Source organism: Phocaeicola intestinalis (assembly GCF_014837065.1).
Lineage (GTDB): Bacteria > Bacteroidota > Bacteroidia > Bacteroidales > Bacteroidaceae > Phocaeicola > Phocaeicola intestinalis.
Genome location: NZ_JACSPP010000023.1, coordinates 1 through 17639 on the forward strand (window position 1 = coordinate 1; position 17639 = coordinate 17639).

Genomic DNA, 17639 nt, shown 5'->3' on the forward strand with positions numbered 1-17639 from the left:
TTCTTTCATTTACAAATTTAATAATTCTCTTGGCTTTATGCTATTTTGCTAGCACATTACAAACATAGGAACTAAATTTGCACAAGGAAATATGATTTGACTTCTCCGGAAATTCATCTGAAAAAGTATCTCATCCGTACAGGTTCCGTGATGAAGCAACTGCCGGTTTGGAATTTGCAGCAAGCGTACTTCGATGTCCATGCTGCCCGGGGTCAGTGTAGGTGAAGGGGCATACATCAGCCGGCTGTTGAAGCTGGGGGAAGGAGGCTGCCGTCAACGGAAAAAGAAGGAAGGGTGTATCCTAATAAAAGAAGGGATATTGCCGGAAGGACGGCTGTGAAACCGGAGCGGTAACCGACCTATGTCAGCCGCCAGATACAACACTGGAGGAAGAGGGAAAAAGGTCTGTGCTACACACACCGAAAAATGGAAGAAGACAACAAAAGACGGAAAGGCTTCAGCCACATAAAAAGACGCACTTTCGAGACTCCGCTTTCTCCTGGTGCCTGAAGGCACCGGGTCATTTCCAGGGTGGGTTAAAACCGAGCTGCTGCAAATTGCCAAACTGCATATCTCACCAGATGATCTTGAGTATGTAGTGTGAGGTGCTGAATTTGAAAGCCGGAAGTTTTATTCCTTTAGACAAGTGTAGTCCCAAAGAAGGAAACAGGCGGATTACAGCTTAATCCTTAGATAGGGTGGGGAGGAAATATTTTACACTCACTTACAACGGATTACAGTTATTATGTAATTACGTAAGAAAGTAATTACGTTACAATGTAACATTATTACTTTTAAACCATATCTAAGATTCAATTCTCACCTTATGCGCACATACGTTTTGCAATAAGAGGCATGTCCTTATTCTTCACCCTCAGAATTTCATCATGGAACTCAGAAACCTTATTATACCGCCCTCTGTTCTGAACCACATTCATGGTCTCCAGTGGAACCTCGATTGTTTCTGTTTCCACTCCGTCCACCACAGCCGAGAAGATAAGTGAATTATCATCATTGAAATATTCAATGGAAGTATGAGATGAAAGTTGGACAATTCGCCATACCTAATCTGAGTAAAAGTTGCTATCGCGGTGCCGGAAGATACCCACAGACCCCAGTTATGCATATCCCCTAAACCTTTCATAAGGGCATAAGGGCACAATGAGCCAAGGCTTATTTATAATTGGCTGATTCACCGACAAGCTTCACACCTTCTTCTGTATAGTCAAAGAGATGAATGCTGGCATAGACATCATCTCCGTCTGTCAAACACAAGTAAACTTTCCACGCTTTTGCTTCGGCGACTTCGTCCGATGCCTTCCCCTTCTCGTCGAGGAAACCATCATTCACCAATATGGGATATAATTCTTTGTGGAATAGCCTCGTCATGCTCTTTTTGCAAGGATATTCGCCATAGTCAATTTCGTCATCAGATGTGACAAGCGACAAAGACACTTCCACAAAGTCCTTTGTTACCTTTGGTGTGATATTTTTCAATTCTGACACATAATCATAGTGGCAGATATAGTCCAAGGCTTCTTCAAATCTATCTTTCGTCATATATACTCCCTATATTACTTGTTCATTAATGAATGAAACAAAAGTAGGCATTTTATATCTGTTTATATGGGAACAAGATGCGATTAACAAAAATTTCATAGAAGCCGACTAAAAGTGGGACTGTAATGAAAAAGGCTATTAACACAAATTATCCTGTAAAATTTGCAAACCGACCTTTCACGACCTTATATTTGTAACCGAAACATCAAGAGCCGTTTAAGTACGCACCAACCGAGTTCCGATATTGTAACCACGGTGGTAAGACGATGTGGATTTGTCTAATAATCAAAATATAAACAATATGGATGATTTTACAATCACGGGGGAAAACCGCCCCGAATTCTCTTTTTACCAATCACTTTTTAAATATTTTGTGTTGGGACATATGGAAACGTACGATGCCAGCAAGCTGGACTGTTGGGCTTTCCATAAGTCTACAGACGAGAGGGATGACATGCCTCTTCGCATGGGAAACCTTTGTGGAGGTTATCCGTTCTCTTTTTACAGACATATTTCTCTACTTATGATTAAATAAGGCAATCCGCAACAACGCTTGGTAAAAAATGGGAAAGCTTGAAATTACAAAGAATGACTTGAAAAAACGTTTTGCGGAATACAACGATTTGTATTTTCAGAACAAGCTGGCGGCGTTCTACAACGAGATAACCGACTACCGCACGGCGGAGGACGTGGGCGTGGACCGTCCGAAGAAGAACGAGATACTGCACCACATACCGCCCACGCCCGACCAGGAGGTGTTTATCGAAAAGCTGATGCAGTTCGCCAAGTCGGGCGACGCGACCATTCTGGGCAGACCGCCACTGTCTGAAACGGAGGAAAAGGCGAAGATGCTCATCGCCACGGACTACGCAAGGAAGATGGCACTGGACATGCGCATGATTGACCCGGATTACGAGGACCACCCCGACAACAAGGCGAGCCATTGCGCCAAGATGATAGCGGAGTATTACCGCAAGTATGACGCGCACAAGGGGACGCAGTTCGTCTTTTCGGATTTGGGCACGTACCAGCCCGGTGGCGGCTGGAGCGTCTATACCGAAATCAAGCGCAAATTAGTAGAGGACTACGGCATACCCGCCCATGAAATCCGCTTCATTCAGGAGTGCAAGAACGAGAAGGCGCGGAAAGCGGTGATAGAGGCGATGAACGAGGGTCGTGTACGTGTGCTGTTCGGCTCTACCAGTATGCTCGGCACGGGCGTAAACGCCCAGCGAAGGGCTGTAGCCATCCATCATTTAGATTGTCCCTGGCGTCCGTCCGACCTGCAACAGCGTGACGGCCGGGCGGTCAGAAAGGGCAACGAGATTGCCAAGCTCTATGCGGACAACAAGGTGGATGTCATCATCTATGCGGTGGAGAAGTCGCTGGACTCGTACAAGTTCAACCTGCTGCATTGCAAGCAGACGTTCATCAGTCAGCTGAAAAGCGGCGCGTTGGGCGCACGAACCATCGACGAGGGGGCGATGGACGAGAAGTCGGGCATGAATTTCTCGGAGTATATGGCGATACTGTCCGGCAACACGGATTTGCTTGACAAGGCGAAGCTCGAAAAGAAGATAGCCTCATTAGAGGGCGAACGCAAGTCGTTCAACAGGGGAAAGCGCGATTCGGAATGGAAATTGGAGGGCAAGACAAAGGAGCTGAATGACAACAAAACCGTCATCGCCGCCATGACGGAAGACTGGGAGAAGTTCACCGCTGCCGCCAAGACCGGAAAGGACGACAACCGGCTCAACCCGATACGGATTTACGGGGTGGTTTCCGCTGATGAGAAAGCCATCGGCAGGAAGTTGCAGGAGATAGCCAAGAATGCCACGACTGGCGGGCAGTACCTGCAAATCGGCGAGCTGTACGGCTTCCCCATCAAAGTAGTCAGCGAGCGGATGATTTGCGACGGGCGCGAGACCATCGACAACCGTTTTGTCATCGAGGGGCATTATAAGTACAAGTACAACAACGGCCATCTGGCGATGGCAGACACCCACGCTGCCGCAGTGAACTTCCTCAATGCGTTGGAGCGCATCCCCGCCATCATCAAGCAGTACGAGGAAAAGAACCAAGTGCTGGAACGCGAGATACCGCAGTTGCAGGAGATAGCGGGCAAGACATGGAAAAAGGAGGACGAATTGAAGCAGTTGAAGTCCGAGCTTGCCGCCCTCGACCGCAAAATACAGCTGGAACTGGCACCCAAGCATGAGGAAACGCCAGGTCAGGGGCAGGAACAAGGCGGTCAGGCGGTGCCGAAAGCGGAGAACGTGCCGAAGCCGGACGATGCAGCCCGTGACTATATCCGTGACCATATTATAATAGGCAGGCCGGATATTCCCGGACACAAGGAATACCGGGGCGTGAAAATGTGACGGGAGGACGGCAAGGACGGTGATATACCGGGCCCGCCGTCCGCTTTTTTTTCGCCATTGTAACCCCGTTGTCATATCAAACCGTTACCTTTGGCAAATTAAACCGGAAGAGGAATATGAACAAGCGCAAGTTTTTCCGTGCGGCTTTGGGCTACTGCCTTCTTTTGCCGCTGGCATCCTGTTCGGAGGACGAGGAAATAATCGTACCGCCCGACCCTGTGTCCTATACCACGCTGGTGTATATGGCCGCCGACAACTCGATGGACTCTGAAGTGGACTATACCATCTCGCAGCTTAGGCAGGGCGCACGGCGCAGTGCGGGCACGGCGGTGGTCTATGTGGACAGGGAAGGTGAAACGCCGCGCCTGTTCAGTATCACGCAGCAAGGCGGGGAAGTCCCGCTGAAGTCGTATGCGGAGGAGAACTCCGCCAATCCGGAAACGCTGGCGCGGGTGATAAGCGAGGCCAAGGAGCTTGTTCCGTCCGACCGTTTCGGACTGGTGCTTTGGTCGCATTCGATGGGTTGGCTGCCAGGTGGTTACGATTCCGATCTTGTGCCGCAAGGCACGAGGGGGAATGCGGTTGACGGATTCCCGCGCACACGCTACATCGGCATCGACAACCATCCAGGGAATGACTCCTCGTCCGGCGTGATGGAAATCGATGCATTGGCGGATGCCCTCCCCGATGATGTGGCGGAATATATCTGGTTTGATGTATGCCTGATGGGGTGTATAGAAGGGCTGTATGAAATGCGCAACAAGGCGGACTATCTGATAGCTTCACCCACCGAGGTACTTGCGGAAGCCGACTATGACGCTTCGGGCATCCCTTATGCGAAGGTGCTTCCGTACCTGTTTGGCGGCGTGGAGGACTTGGAACAGGCCTGCGTCGCCTATTACGGCCACTACAACAGTATGGGGCACGACATACTGCGCTCGGCCACAATCGCGCTGGTGGATGCCGCCGAACTTGGCGGACTTTTCACTGCCACCCGGAACGTCCTGCAAGGTAGGTTGCACGACATGGAGGCTCTGGACACGTCTGTCTTGCAGGCGTACCACACGGACAACGTGCCCAACGTGTTTTTCGACATGGGCGATATAGTCCACACCGTTGTGGGAGGGCGGACGGACGAGTTCGACGCGCAGTTGCGCCGCACCGTCGTTTACAAGGCGGCCACGCCGCAGTTCATCAACAAGTTATCCATCAGTCAGGAACATTTCAGTGGACTGAGCATGTACGTGCCTTTAAGCAGGTGGAAAGGAAACTGCGAATACAGTTACTATTTCAATAATTTGGAATGGTCAGGGATTTATGAATGACGGAACTGGACATGATAATCAAAGCGGCATGTTCTGGATGACTGACACACGAAAGGATGGCGGACACATATCCGGCCTCACACAGTTTCAGACGTACTTCCTTTGTCATCACGCACACTTTTTTCCTGACGGTGGCTTCCGTAAATCCGTACATGTCAGCCACCTCTTTGGCTGTATATCCATTCTTCATACTGACGAAGACCTTTTTGTCCAGTTCACCGAACCTTTCAAGCACTTCATCGGTAATCGTATGGATGGCTTCCACATCCAGTTTGGAGAATACCGTCGGGTTATTATCCGCGATGTTCACCACCATGCGCCATATTTCCTCGTCGTCCAACGACACAATGTTATGGCAACTCTCCACCATCCGGTAGAAATCCAATATGCGTTTGGCTATGACGGCATAAAGCAAACCTTTTATTGTATGCCGTTTTTCGTCATGGTTCCCGATGATTTTCCCCGCATTGTCCCATACGTACATCCACAGGTTTTGTGACAGTTCGGATGCGGCCTCCTTACTGCCCGTCCGCGAATAGAATAGCCCGAAAGCCCACTTCGCATACTTGCCGTAAAGACGTGTGAATGCTGCCGTATCCATGTTTTCCGCAATGGCAGAAAGCAGTTGGAAATCATCTTCTTCCTTATCTTGTCCTAAAGCCGAAACATCCATAATATTTATATTTTTGGACGATGCAAAATTAGCCATACAGTGTGACACTCGTGTTACGTGCCAGTAACATTTATAATAAAAGGTAAAATTCATAGGGAAAGACCTAAAAAGTATCGCATTAAGCCTTTTCAACGCAAAATCGGGTAACACTCGCCCCGTCCGCTACGAATTACATACAGGAAGCAATCCTTTAATGATATAAGAAGTTGATATTTCATTAAACGACCCTTTTACAATTATGCGTTACAACAAAGAAAAAGCACTGGCCCGGGGCAAGAAAAAAGACAAGGCATTTGTTCGCATTTTCGGCGGAATATTTGTGCTGGTGGGCATCATCCTGTTTACCGTCTGTATCTTCATCTATACCAGCGGTCACACATTCAAAGCAGAAGCTACACCTGTGCAGGCAGTTATCCTGGCCATGCGTGGGGCAAATCACGAATCGCTGGGCACACCGGTGGTGGAATACACAGTCGGCGGAAAGACCTATACTTCCACGCTCAATCTGTCTTCATCGTCCATGCATCCGGGCAAGCAGATTACAGTCTATTACCGCAATGGCAATCCCCAAGAGGTGCGTTATCTGGATGATAACAACTGGATTATCGGCCTATTGCTGGCCATGGCGTTCGTGTTTGCCGATATGGGACTGGCTTTTATTCTGGTAAGGCGGAAACACCGGCAGAAAATAGCCCGCCTGCTTGCTACCGGCGATACAGTGGAGGCGGAGATAACAGGCATCCGTGAAGATGACAACCAAAGCATGAACGGACGGCATCCCATCATCGTGAGTTGCCGTTATGTGGCATCCGACGGGCGGATATACCTGTTTCACAGCGGTTCTTTCTGGTATGAGAGTTACGAGATAGATCCCAAAAGAAAGGTGCGTGTCTATGTTGACCGCAATAATCCTTTCAATTATTATGTGGATGTTGACAGTGTGGTGGGATGAGAACGGAAAAAAACGTGTTTAAGGCAAATTATCCTTGGCAACCAGCATCAGTTCGCCCGCTTTCTTCATCAGCGTTTCTTCGGATACATCCGCTCCTTCCATAAAGATAACCAAGAGATGGTCGCCCACCAAAGCAAAAACGTTCAGCACACGCCGTCCTCCTGCCTCTGCGCAGGCTAAGGTGTAGTAGGTAATCCATCTCTTGTCTTTCAGCGTCAGCTCCAGGTAGTCCTGCGTTTCATAGATGTCAGGGTGCTCCCGGAACAGGTGGTCCTTGTAACGCATCAGCCTGCCCAGCAACGAAGCCATGGCAAAGGGCGTGGCCTGGTTGAGGGGTGTGCTGCGTGCTGATGTCAGTCTGAATCCTTGTATTCCGACGGAGGCATACAACACTCCGAAACGTTCCACGCCGCCGGCTATCCGTGTCACTGCATCCGTAGCAAGGGTGTCTCTGTCGGACACTGCTTCTATAGTTGCGTAGTAGAACATTGTTGTCTTGTCTACCCTCAAGGTATCCGGATTCACGCCCGACGCTTTCAGGCGGATTTCAGCGGCAGCTGTCGCGCAGGCACCTCCCAAGGTGAGCAGCGGCCAATATCCTCCGCCCTCTATCTGCATCGTGTCTTTCAATACCGGGGAAAGGATGCAAAGGCCCGTGCGTGGCGCAAACCCTTTCAACAGCTTTTGCAGCTTTGGTTTCAGGTCGGCGTTCATGTCGTAGATGAACTCATCCAGCCTGTCGCGATAGCTTTCTGGAATCATCAGCATGCTGGTCGTCCTTGTGTGTGTCAATCCCTGTGTGCCCCACACCACAAACATGGGACGTTTGCATTTGTCGGTAAAGCGCCAGGAAGACGTCCAGTCTTCATATCCGTCCTCGTCGGTATAACTCCATCTGTTATTTCCGGGGAGGTATTCGTGCAATTCCGTGGCATAAGCATTGTAGTAGCTGAAACCGGGCGGGAGGTTCAGATCGGAAACCAGCACGTAAGCCTCAAACCTGTTGTATATTATGTAGCCGAATGCTGTTACTAAGACCATGACAAAAGCAACGATAGCCGATGGAAGCCACCTCCATTTGCGACGGCTACGGAACACCCGTTGCCCCCTCTCCTGGTGTCTGAGTATCGCTTCGCCAATGTTTCCCACGTTTGTGCCCTGCCTCTTTAGTTTTTCCAAGCTGTTGACAAACGTCTTTTCCTCCTCATAGAATTGGCGGACAAGGAGGTGCGTATATAAGTAGAACTTGTACGGATGGTCGCGGTCCACGAAAACGGGCACGCGGCTTCCCACCTCAATCAGTCTCAACAGCCCCGCCTGCGAGCCGTTGAGCTGTTCCTTAACCTTCCATTTCCGACCGCCGGGCAGGGTGAATTCATAGACTGCCACGAAAGCCTCTCCGCCTTCCTCGACATCTATCTCTTTCTGGATGGCCGTGACGACGGCTTCGGCCTGGATGCCATGCCCTATCAGCTTCCGCTTCTCCCTCAGGATGCCCAGCAGGGAATAGGCGATGTAGCCTGTCACCACCAGACAGATTATACCCGCCCAGCAACTCCCGATGCCTTGGAAGCCATGCAGGAAAAGATTTACTATTCCCGACCCGCTGAACACTCCGGCAAGCAGCAATCCACCCGCTATGGCAACCAGCCACCAGCACAATTCCCGCTTTAAGATTCGCCGGTACGCCTCTTTCCGTATGTCTGTATCGTTCCTCATACCGCTATCAGTTATTTGGGGAGCGAATGTAACGAATGGATGTTTCGTTTCGGTTACGAATCTGTGTAATTGTTTGAAGCCCTCAAAAGCGGACGGTCGGGAATAAAATTTTCCCGTTTAATGTTTATTAACGCAAAATCGGGTAACACTCGCCCCGTCCGCTACGAATTACATATAGGAAGCAATCCTTTAATGATATAAGAAGTTGATATTTCATTAAACGACCCTTTTACAATTATGCGTTACAACAAAGAAAAAGCACTGGCCCGGGGCAAGAAAAAAGACAAGGCATTTGTTCGCATTTTCGGCGGAATATTTGTGCTGGTGGGCATCATCCTGTTTACCGTCTGTATCTTCATCTATACCAGCGGTCACACATTCAAAGCAGAAGCTACACCTGTGCAGGCAGTTATCCTGGCCATGCGTGGGGCAAATCACGAATCGCTGGGCACACCGGTGGTGGAATACACAGTCGGCGGAAAGACCTATACTTCCACGCTCAATCTGTCTTCATCGTCCATGCATCCGGGCAAGCAGATTACAGTCTATTACCGCAATGGCAATCCCCAAGAGGTGCGTTATCTGGATGATAACAACTGGATTATCGGCCTATTGCTGGCCATGGCGTTCGTGTTTGCCGATATGGGACTGGCTTTTATTCTGGTAAGGCGGAAACACCGGCAGAAAATAGCCCGCCTGCTTGCTACCGGCGATACAGTGGAGGCGGAGATAACAGGCATCCGTGAAGATGACAACCAAAGCATGAACGGACGGCATCCCATCATCGTGAGTTGCCGTTATGTGGCATCCGACGGGCGTATATACCTGTTTCACAGCGGTTCTTTCTGGTATGAGAGTTACGAGATAGATCCCCAAAGGAAGGTGCGTGTCTATGTTGACCGCAATAATCCTTCCAATTATTATGTGGATGTTGACAGTGTGGTGGGATGAGAACGGGAAGACGTGTTTAAGGCAAATTATCCTTGGCAACCTGTATCAGCTCGCCCGCCTTCTTCATCAGCGTTTCTTCGGATACATCCGTTCCTTCCATAAAGACAACCAGCAGGTGGCCGCCCACCGAAGCAATGACGTTCAGCACACGCCGTCCTCCTACCTCTGCGCAGGCTAAGGTGTAATCGGTAGTAGGCCAACCTTTGTTCTCCAAACTCTGCTCCAGATAGTCCTGCGTTTCATAGATGTCAGGGTGCTCCCGGAACAGGTGGTCTTTGTAACGCATCAGCCTGCCCAGCAACGAAGCCATGGCAAGGGGCGTGGCCTGGTTGAGGGGCGTGTTGCGTGCCGATGCAAGCTTGAAGCCATGTATCCCGACGGAGGCATACAACTCTCCGAAACACCCTATGCCGCCGGCTATCCGTGCCATCGCATCCGTGGCGAGGGTGTCTTCATCGGACACCGCCTCTATGGCTTTGTAAAAGAACATCGTCTTGTTCACCCTCAAGGTATCCGGATTCATGCCCGACGCTTTCAGGCGGATTTCAGCGGTAGCTGTCGCGCAGGCACCTCTCAAGGTGAGCAGCGGCCAATATCCTCCGCCTTCTATCTGCATCGTGTCTTTCAATACCGGGGAAAGGATGCAAAGACCCGTGCGTGGCGCAAACCCTTTCAACAGCAATAGATGCCGATTCGGTGACACTGCATGTATATTCTCTGCCTGTTTTCCCGATTTATAAGGGAAGAGGTACACGCTTCGGCGTGTCGGTTGACGGGCAGCCTGTGCAGGTAACGAACAATGTGCCGGTGGAATACTCGAAGGAATGGAAAGACCATGTGCTTCAAAACGGAGTCAAGGCAACGTTTACTTTCCCGATCGACCGCAGCCGCGAGAAGCACACGCTGACTTTAAGTTGCGGAGACCCCGACGTGATGATACAGCGCATTATCGCAGACTGGGGCGGACTGAAGCAAACGTATGTGGGGTCTGATATAAGAATCCTGAAATAGTCTTGCCATGAAAAGGATTGTCATAGCAAGTCTGTTTGGCTTGGGCATGCTGACTGCGGTTCATGCCCAGACTCCTCCCATAACGCCCGCATGGGCGTTCAGGCACATCGTATGGGAAGACAGCCTGAACACGGAAACGGGAGCAAAGAAACTGGTCGACGGATATTTGTCAAGGGGCATTCCGGTGGAAGCTACCATCATCGACAGCCCCTGGTCGACTGCCTACAATGACTTCAACTGGGACAAAGCGCGGTATCCCGACCCTGAAGGGATGCTTTCCTACTTCAAGCGGAAGGGTGTAAAGGTCATCCTGTGGCTGACCGGCGTGGTGAACCAGAAAGGAAAGGACACTCCGCTGCAGCAGTGCGAGGCTTACGACTATGTGCGCAGCAACAAACTGGGGATAAACGGCAGCGAACCGCACGAATGGTGGAAGGGATACGGCATTCACATCGACTTTACCAACCCGAAGGCCGTGGAATGGTGGCATACGCAGTTGGACAAAGTATTTGTTGACGGAGTATACGGATGGAAGGTCGATCAGGGCGAGTTTTGGTTCGGAGACTATCTCCAGACCAGCAAGGGAACGATGAGCAATGCCGAGTTTCGCCCGTATTATTACGATGCCATGTACGACTATACCACGGCCCGGAATCCGGAAGGAATCATCATTGCGCGTCCTTATTCCCATCAGGGAGGCTATTCCGCCAGTCCGGACAAGATGAATCTGGGATGGTGCGGCGATTTCTCGGGAGATTGGAGCGGCCTGAAGCTGCAAATCGACAATATCTACCGGTCGGCTCTGCGCGGATATGCCTCGCCGGCCTGCGAAGTGGCGGGCTTCTTCATGCGGCGTGCCGGCAAGGAGGAATTTGTCCGCTATGCCCAGTTCGGCTGCATGACGGCCGCCATGATCAACGGCGGGGAAAACGGAGCGTTTACCAACCATCTGCCCTGGTTTCACGGACAGGATGTGGAGGATATCTACCGCTTTTGCGTGGTATTGCACGATGAACTGGTGCCTTATCTGTTCTCTACGGTTGTCGACGCGCATCTGCACGGAGGTTCGCTCCTGAAGAATGTTTCTTTTAGTGAGGAAAGCCACCAGGTGGGCGATTATATCTTTACGAAAGCCATTACTTCGGCCGGTTCCGGTCCGGTGGTCTTCCACCTTCCGTCTGAAGGAACCTGGATTGACTTCTGGACGGGCGACTCTTTTGCCCCAGACACCCGGATTTCGCGCCGGTATCCGTTGGACGAGTTCCCGCTGTTCATCCGGAAGGGGGCAATCATCCCGATGGATATCCGGTCGGGGGCAACAGGCATCGGCTGTGAAAAGCTGGAAGGCTGCCGCTCTTTCCTGATTTGTCCGAACGGCCTTTCCGCCCGCACGCTTCATCTGCCGCAGGGCGACGGTACGGAATATTACGATTGCACGGTCTCTTTTGATGAAGCTAAGGGTGAGCTCCGACTGAAATCAGACCGTTCATCCCGCTATGCCTTTATATTGCGGAATATGCCTGCCGTGTCCTCGGTAAAGGATGCGGCCGACTGGCAGTATGATGCGGAACGGAAAGAACTGCTGATTGTTGCGGAAGGCAAGGACATCAGCTTGCAGATTGACTGAAAACAGGAAAGAGTCTTGCTCTTGAGGGCATCCCAGAGCAAGACTCTTTTCTGTTTCCGTTCCGTCCGTCGGACATGAGAAAATTCTTGTTACGGTCAAAAATCTGTTCTGACCGCATCATCGCGCAGGCGGATGCTGTCCAAACCTGCTTAATCCAATTGTCCCAGAATTTCCACCTCGGCAAGCTTCGGCGTTACATATTTCCCGGTCTGGGGGAAGCTGAGGCGAAGATAGTGCATCTTCACCGTCTTTTCGGGTTTTATCTTGTCCGATCCGACCGGATTCTTGTTGCCTGTCTTGTCTGAGACCAGCATCCAATTCTTGTTGTCTTCTGACACTTCCACCTTATATTGGTATCGGTCTGTAGAAGCGAACCGTATGCTGACTTCACTCAGCATCAGGGAACGTTCCGTATCAAGCGTCCAATAGACATTTTGGTCAGAACTTTCGGGTTCCCACCACGTATCAAACTTGCCGTCGGCAGCATATCCTGTGGAGTGTCCGTCAGCAGCACTGCTCGCGAATGCGGGATTGTTCAGCCCGAAGCTCTGTATCTTCCCCTTTTTCTGCAAGGAGAAAGGAACATACGGACGGTCTGCCACCTTCGGAGTGACCCCTTCTTTGTAGGCCGGTGCTCCGGTAAAAGTCAGCTTGATGCGGGCAGGCTCCAGTCCCGGTGAGGTGGCTTCGATGACGGACTCGCCTGCATAATAGGAGCGGAAGGCTATCGCCGCCTTTCCGTCCATGATGCGGATGTCGCTTCCCGCCTCGAACAGGATGCTGCCGCCGGTAGGAAACTCTCCCGGACCCGATATCAGAGTAAGTTTTACATCCGGTGAATTGCTCAGTTCCCTGCCTTCCTCGTCGAGGACTGTCACGGTCAGATGAACATCGTCTGTACCGTCGGCCTTGATATCGGTATATCGCGATGCTTCCAGTCTCAGCTTGGCCGGGGTACCCGATACGCTCCATACCGGAGGGTTGACACCGGCATAAACGTTGCGGTACCAGTACCAGGAGCGCTTCGGGATGCGGAAATAGTCGATTATGCCCAGTTTGGCCATTCCTTCCCCAAAGAGGCTTCCGTGGTCGAACCCGCACCAGATGGCCTGTCCGCTCCGCCACTCCACGCCTTTCCATGCGTCATTCTTCTCCAGGTCTCCCCATCCCGGGATGTATTCGCCCGGGCGGTCGGCGTTTGTGCTCCCGTATTCCGTCACCATGCTCGGTATGGGAGGCTGCTGGAAATCGAGGATAGTGGCTCCGTCGCCGTTATATCCCACGATGTCGCCTATCAGATCAATCCGTTCTTCTCCTAACGGACGCTGTGCTCCGCCTATGCCGGCCGGTCGAGTCGGATCAAGCAGATGCGTATAGTCTACCATCCGCTTCAGCAGTTTCCTTACTCCGTCCATCGTTTCCGGTGTGGTGAAAAAAGGTTCGTTACACATGCTCCATGCAATGATGGAAGGATGGTTTCGGTGGATGCGTATCATCTCCTCCAATTGTTGCAGGACATTTTCTTCAAAAGCATCGCAGTCTTCCTGCCGGACGGGATAGGCGCTTGCCGTCCAATACCCGTCTTTCTTTTCTCCGGCCGTGGCCCAAAAGGGAGCTTCCGACCAGAAAAGCACGCCTTCTTCATCGCACGCCTTCGCGAATGCCGGGGAATGCGGATAATGCGAACCGCGAATCATGTCGAATCCCGCTTCCTTAACCAGAGCCACATCGCGGCGCGCGGCGGCGTCCGTTACGGCATCGCCCCATCCGGCCTGGTCTTGATGTACGTTTACTCCTTTAAAATACAGATGTTCCCCGTTCAGAAAGAAGCCGTGGTCTTTTGTCCACTCAAACCAGCGGAAGCCGAACGAAGTTTCATCCCGGTCTATCAGTTTGTCGCCTTTGAAAAGCAGACTCTCCAGCTTATACAATACCGGATGTGACGGATGCCACAGGCAGGGATTCTCAATCTTTTCCATCGTCTGCCTTACGGTTTGAGCCGTATTGCACTTCATCTCTATCTCTTTCTCGGCCGATGCGATAATCCGGCCGTCGGGAGACAGCACATTGGATACCAGACGGAAGTTGTCAGTATCGTTTCCCGAATGCCTGACCTCGGTTGAAACGTTCACAATCCCATATCCGCCGTTGCTCGTGTCCAGTCCGGATGTCGTGACAAACGTTCCGTACCAGTCGATGTAGGTGGACGACTTCAATACCAACCGGACATTCCGGTATATTCCCCCACTGAATACATGTTCTCCGCCGCGCGGCGCAAGAGTCGGCTGCCATAAATTGTTTACCCGCACCGCAATCAGATTGTCTCCCACCTGCGCCGCCTCCGTTATGTCGACTGAAAATCCGGTATATCCCCCGCGATGGCGGTCGACGAACTTTCCGTTTACAAATATCTCCGCCTCCTGAAACACGCCGTCGAACTCCATAAAGATTTTTCCCGAGAGATTCTTTTCCGTAAAGGCGACATGCTTGCGATACCATCCGTATCCTGTGTAGAAATCTCTCGACATGAAGTACGGAATGCTGAAGGAATGGGGCAGTCCGATACGCTCCCAACCGCTGTCGTCATATCCCGTCTGCTCCGCTCCCCGGCAGTCTCCGCGCATATACTTCCATTCCCGGTTCAGATTGATGACTTCACGCGGAGAATAGGCATATCCCGCGCTGCAAATACAAAGCAGCATCAGGCAGCTTATTATAAAGAAATGATGTTTCATATATATCCTTTCCATTTAAAATCCAAACAAAGTTGGATAATTCATTATTAATTAACTTTAGTTTTATATCTTTGTATCAGGATGTTAAGAGGAAGTAGGCTCTGCTGAGGAGCAACCTGCCAGCAATAAACATCCTGACGGTACGCAGTAATGCTACTTGGGGAGGCGGTAAGACGCCTCTCTTTTTGTATTACTGATATCGTCTGATATGGCTAAGAAAACCTAACCATAATCCTATGGTAAAACAAACTTTCCACAGCAGACACCGCATAAGGGGCTGCAAGTTCCTTTATCAGTCAAACCATTAATGAGGGTTACAAACTTTTTTGAGCGGACTTCAAAGCCGCATAAATATGATAGTATTTCCCTCAAAAGAAAGCTGTTTTACCTTATAGGATTCTGTATCATTTGACAACACACTGTATATATTCCTTTTCATGTTTGAGTACATAGTATATTCTGTTTACAAGCCGTCTGGCTATCTTTACAATTGATTTCTGAGGATTCATACGTTTACGGTATTCCGTATAGGCTACGGTCATTGCAGGATCCTTGCGGATTGCAATCCATGCGGCTTCTATCAAAAGACACCGAAGCATGAAATGCCGGCGTACAGTTATATCTCCTGTGCCGTTACATTCACCGCTCGAATGACACATTGGTACCAGACCGATGAAAGAAGCCAGATGGTCAGCATTCTTAAAACGCACTATATCATCAAGCTCAACCATCAGGGTGGCAGCTGTAGTAACGCCTATTCCGGGAACAGAAGTCAGAAGGCGTATCGGCTTCTCAAAAGGAGCTTTACGTGAAATCTCACGGATGGCACGTGTCTCCTATAGAAGCATCTTACGAAGACGCACGAACTGTTCCAGGTGCAGTTCCAAAGTCTTCTTGCCATACTCAGTGGACAGTTCAAGAGCCTGTAACCAGGAAAGGAAGCGTTTGGACCAACAGCCAATGGAGCAGCGGGTAAACTCTTCCGGTATCTCTACGCCATGAAAACGAAGAAGAGACTTGATGCGGTTCTTCGCACGGATGCTGTCTTTTACTATCAGGTTTCTCATCCTTATCAAAGAACGAAGTTCCAGAGTTTCCACTCCGGGAACGTATATTCCAACCAATGAACCGGAACGTAATTCACGAGCCAGCTTGTTGCAGTCAACGGCATCTGTCTTACGAAGTTTTTCCTTACTCATAGTCGGTACATCGGCAGGATTGACTACTATGTTGGTTATGCCCAAATCTGTCTAATTAACCGGACGTATAATCACCCTCCTATACCCAGTCAGTGCAGGAGAACCATTGTCCGTCACTTCACAAATCACATGTATTTCCTTACCTGCCGCATCCCGTGGTATACCCAAGATTGCAACAGACCTGTCGGCCTGCATAATATCCATACGGCCTGTATAGGTACCGGCCTCCGGCAATATCCACCAATGATATGCCAATGAATCATTATCCGCATCAAAAGATTCAGATGCATCCAACCGTATTTTCCGACCCACTTTCGGAGAAACCATGACCGACTCCAAACCTCTTTCGCCATTTATGCAGACAGACGGATTATGATTTCCTTCTCCGTAAGCCGCCCAATCCATCCGGGCCGCAAAATCAGCAAAGATGGCCGGATAAAAATATTTCTCGTATTTCTCGGATACAGCTTTAACATCCGGAGCTGCATTGGTGTAACACTCCGTCAGGCTGTCAGGCGAAAGCGCCCAACGGAAATAGCCGCCCCAACCCACCTGATTGCCCACAGCAGGATTATTCAACCCATTGGGAAAGACATGCAGATAAGAAGGCGTATCCCCTTCTACTCCATATTTGTTTTTCGGATAGACCTTTCCTAAATGGCCATGTCCCTGTATATGGGTGGCATATTCATTCCAATTCATACTTCCAAGCGTGTTCTGCACAAGCCAGGCACTTTCATCCCAGAAGAAACGCAACTCCTTTCCGCAAGTCTTACGCAGCCATTGATGGGAACTGAACGCATAATCTACAGGAGGCCCCCCACATACGTCCTGATCTGTAATCGTATATACACACAGTTTATCCAGAAACTTATGCACTTCCGATTCGCTCCGTTCCTTTCTAACCCGCCACACAGCCTGTGCCAATGTGTTGGCACCACCCCATACAGTAATCCATAAAGGACGACTATCCTCTTCATCAACTAACTTGATTATCAAGTCACTTCCCGGAGAATCATTGCCTTCACCAATCCGTTCTATTCCCAGACCCCTGCTTCCCAACATCGTACGACTGCGCAAATAACCGGCACTGGGCCAATAGCCCAATTCCTGCTTACCATTCTCCTGACTTTCCGGTAAAAAGTCTTCCTGCTCCGACCGTTTCATCAGATTGGGTAAATCTTTTTCATAAGCGTCGATGACCGTCATCAAACTGTCCATCCAACTTTCGGGATAGGTACCGCCACAGATATTCCATCCGCCTGTAGCGACCAGTCCTTCTATCTCAAACATATCTGCATGAGCCAACAAGCGGACCATGGATTCCATGTCATCAGGCTCAACATCAGCCGGAGCAATATCTGTCAAGACGACAATACGAGGTTTCAACAAGGACTCTTCATTCCGTTTGCCTGTCTCCGCCGATACAGAAAGACCCAGGACCAGCAATCCGAAAAAGGTCCAGAATTTCTTTGCTCTTAAATTCATGACTATTTCTTTTTTTAT

Annotated in this window: 15 protein-coding genes, 1 pseudogene and 1 riboswitch; of the genes and pseudogenes, 8 read left to right on the forward strand and 8 right to left on the reverse strand. The window is 50.3% G+C overall.

Translation table 11 applies throughout. The annotated features are described in order from the left end of the window. The first annotated feature begins 193 nt into the window (after positions 1–193). Positions 194–340: a hypothetical protein gene (locus H9625_RS08830; protein ID WP_162608538.1), complete on the forward strand. Its 147-nt coding sequence runs from the start codon at positions 194–196 to the stop codon at positions 338–340. 833 nt (positions 341–1173) lie between these two features. On the opposite strand, the gene H9625_RS08835 is transcribed toward H9625_RS08830, so the two are convergent. Beyond that, the gene (locus H9625_RS08835) at positions 1174–1560 is read right to left on the reverse strand and encodes a hypothetical protein (RefSeq protein ID WP_087251656.1); all 387 of its coding nucleotides are present in this window, start codon (positions 1558–1560) and stop codon (positions 1174–1176) included. A 197-nt stretch (positions 1561–1757) separates the two neighbouring features. Continuing rightward, positions 1758–1863, forward strand: a riboswitch (SAM-I-IV-variant riboswitch). On the opposite strand from H9625_RS08835, the gene H9625_RS08840 reads away from it, so the two are divergent. The 3 genes and pseudogenes from H9625_RS08840 (at position 1862) to H9625_RS08850 (ending at position 5266) form a co-directional block, all read left to right on the forward strand. Continuing rightward, the gene (locus H9625_RS08840) at positions 1862–2095 is read left to right on the forward strand and encodes a hypothetical protein (RefSeq protein ID WP_072531315.1); all 234 of its coding nucleotides are present in this window, start codon (positions 1862–1864) and stop codon (positions 2093–2095) included. Its footprint overlaps the riboswitch before it by 2 nt. 103 nt (positions 2096–2198) lie before the next feature. Continuing rightward, a pseudogene (locus H9625_RS08845) lies at positions 2199–3941 on the forward strand (helicase-related protein); the annotation flags it as partial. Between the two features lie 68 nt (positions 3942–4009). Continuing rightward, on the forward strand, positions 4010–5266 hold the full coding sequence (locus H9625_RS08850; RefSeq protein ID WP_225226377.1) for a clostripain-related cysteine peptidase: 1257 nt from the start codon (positions 4010–4012) through the stop codon (positions 5264–5266). Here the strand turns inward: H9625_RS08850 and H9625_RS08855 are convergent. Further along, positions 5232–5939, reverse strand: coding sequence for an RNA polymerase sigma factor (locus tag H9625_RS08855; RefSeq protein WP_087251655.1), 708 nt, complete (start codon positions 5937–5939; stop codon positions 5232–5234). The genes H9625_RS08850 and H9625_RS08855 overlap by 35 nt on opposite strands. Positions 5940–6177: 238 nt before the next feature. Here H9625_RS08855 and H9625_RS08860 point away from each other — a divergent pair, with 238 nt between their 5' ends. Then, complete coding sequence (locus H9625_RS08860) at positions 6178–6891, forward strand: DUF3592 domain-containing protein (protein WP_191763964.1); 714 nt, start codon at positions 6178–6180, stop codon at positions 6889–6891. 18 nt (positions 6892–6909) lie between these two features. Here the strand turns inward: H9625_RS08860 and H9625_RS08865 are convergent, their stop codons facing one another. After that, positions 6910–8610, reverse strand: a complete 1701-nt coding sequence (locus tag H9625_RS08865; RefSeq protein ID WP_191763966.1) for a DUF3592 domain-containing protein — start codon at positions 8608–8610, stop codon at positions 6910–6912. A gap of 237 nt (positions 8611–8847) precedes the next feature. Between H9625_RS08865 and H9625_RS08870 the strand changes: the two genes are divergently transcribed. Continuing rightward, the gene (locus H9625_RS08870) at positions 8848–9561 is read left to right on the forward strand and encodes a DUF3592 domain-containing protein (protein ID WP_191763968.1); all 714 of its coding nucleotides are present in this window, start codon (positions 8848–8850) and stop codon (positions 9559–9561) included. A gap of 16 nt (positions 9562–9577) precedes the next feature. Here the strand turns inward: H9625_RS08870 and H9625_RS08875 are convergent, their stop codons facing one another. Next, a complete protein-coding gene (locus H9625_RS08875; RefSeq protein WP_191763970.1) occupies positions 9578–10264 on the reverse strand; it encodes a hypothetical protein in 687 nt (228 codons plus the stop codon). Between H9625_RS08875 and H9625_RS08880 the strand changes: the two genes are divergently transcribed. Together H9625_RS08880 and H9625_RS08885 are read left to right on the forward strand one after the other, a co-directional pair. Beyond that, complete coding sequence (locus tag H9625_RS08880) at positions 10258–10572, forward strand: hypothetical protein (protein WP_191763972.1); 315 nt, start codon at positions 10258–10260, stop codon at positions 10570–10572. The two genes, H9625_RS08875 and H9625_RS08880, sit on opposite strands and share 7 nt — an antisense overlap. A gap of 7 nt (positions 10573–10579) precedes the next feature. Further along, positions 10580–12199 carry a TIM-barrel domain-containing protein gene (locus H9625_RS08885; RefSeq protein ID WP_191763974.1) on the forward strand — a complete coding sequence of 540 codons (1620 nt, stop codon included), beginning with the start codon at positions 10580–10582 and terminating at the stop codon, positions 12197–12199. 149 nt (positions 12200–12348) lie between these two features. Here the strand turns inward: H9625_RS08885 and H9625_RS08890 are convergent, their stop codons facing one another. The 4 genes from H9625_RS08890 to H9625_RS08900 all read right to left on the reverse strand — a co-directional run bounded on the left by H9625_RS08890 (position 12349) and on the right by H9625_RS08900 (position 17621). Next, complete coding sequence (locus tag H9625_RS08890; RefSeq protein WP_191763976.1) at positions 12349–14934, reverse strand: glycoside hydrolase family 2 protein; 2586 nt, start codon at positions 14932–14934, stop codon at positions 12349–12351. Positions 14935–15338: 404 nt separating this feature from the next. Continuing rightward, entirely contained in the window at positions 15339–15758 is a 420-nt protein-coding gene (locus tag H9625_RS17695; protein ID WP_317173097.1) for a transposase, read from the reverse strand. Positions 15759–15770: 12 nt separating this feature from the next. Further along, the gene (locus tag H9625_RS17700; RefSeq protein WP_225226378.1) at positions 15771–16178 is read right to left on the reverse strand and encodes an IS110 family transposase; all 408 of its coding nucleotides are present in this window, start codon (positions 16176–16178) and stop codon (positions 15771–15773) included. A 6-nt stretch (positions 16179–16184) separates the two neighbouring features. Beyond that, positions 16185–17621 (reverse strand): DUF1593 domain-containing protein, encoded by a 1437-nt coding sequence (locus tag H9625_RS08900; protein WP_191763978.1) that lies wholly within the window; start codon positions 17619–17621, stop codon positions 16185–16187. Positions 17622–17639: the final 18 nt, after the last annotated feature.

Bases quoted from the DNA above. Each gene is read 5' to 3' on its own strand.
- H9625_RS08830 (WP_162608538.1), top strand. From the start codon at position 194: ATGTCCATGCTGCCCGGGGTCAGTGTAGGTGAAGGGGCATACATCAGC.
- H9625_RS08835 (WP_087251656.1), bottom strand. From the start codon at position 1,560: ATGACGAAAGATAGATTTGAAGAAGCCTTGGACTATATCTGCCACTAT.
- H9625_RS08840 (WP_072531315.1), top strand. From the start codon at position 1,862: ATGGATGATTTTACAATCACGGGGGAAAACCGCCCCGAATTCTCTTTT.
- H9625_RS08855 (WP_087251655.1), bottom strand. From the start codon at position 5,939: ATGGATGTTTCGGCTTTAGGACAAGATAAGGAAGAAGATGATTTCCAA.
- H9625_RS08860 (WP_191763964.1), top strand. From the start codon at position 6,178: ATGCGTTACAACAAAGAAAAAGCACTGGCCCGGGGCAAGAAAAAAGAC.
- H9625_RS08865 (WP_191763966.1), bottom strand. From the start codon at position 8,610: ATGAGGAACGATACAGACATACGGAAAGAGGCGTACCGGCGAATCTTA.
- H9625_RS08870 (WP_191763968.1), top strand. From the start codon at position 8,848: ATGCGTTACAACAAAGAAAAAGCACTGGCCCGGGGCAAGAAAAAAGAC.
- H9625_RS08885 (WP_191763974.1), top strand. From the start codon at position 10,580: ATGAAAAGGATTGTCATAGCAAGTCTGTTTGGCTTGGGCATGCTGACT.
- H9625_RS08890 (WP_191763976.1), bottom strand. From the start codon at position 14,934: ATGAAACATCATTTCTTTATAATAAGCTGCCTGATGCTGCTTTGTATT.
- H9625_RS08900 (WP_191763978.1), bottom strand. From the start codon at position 17,621: ATGAATTTAAGAGCAAAGAAATTCTGGACCTTTTTCGGATTGCTGGTC.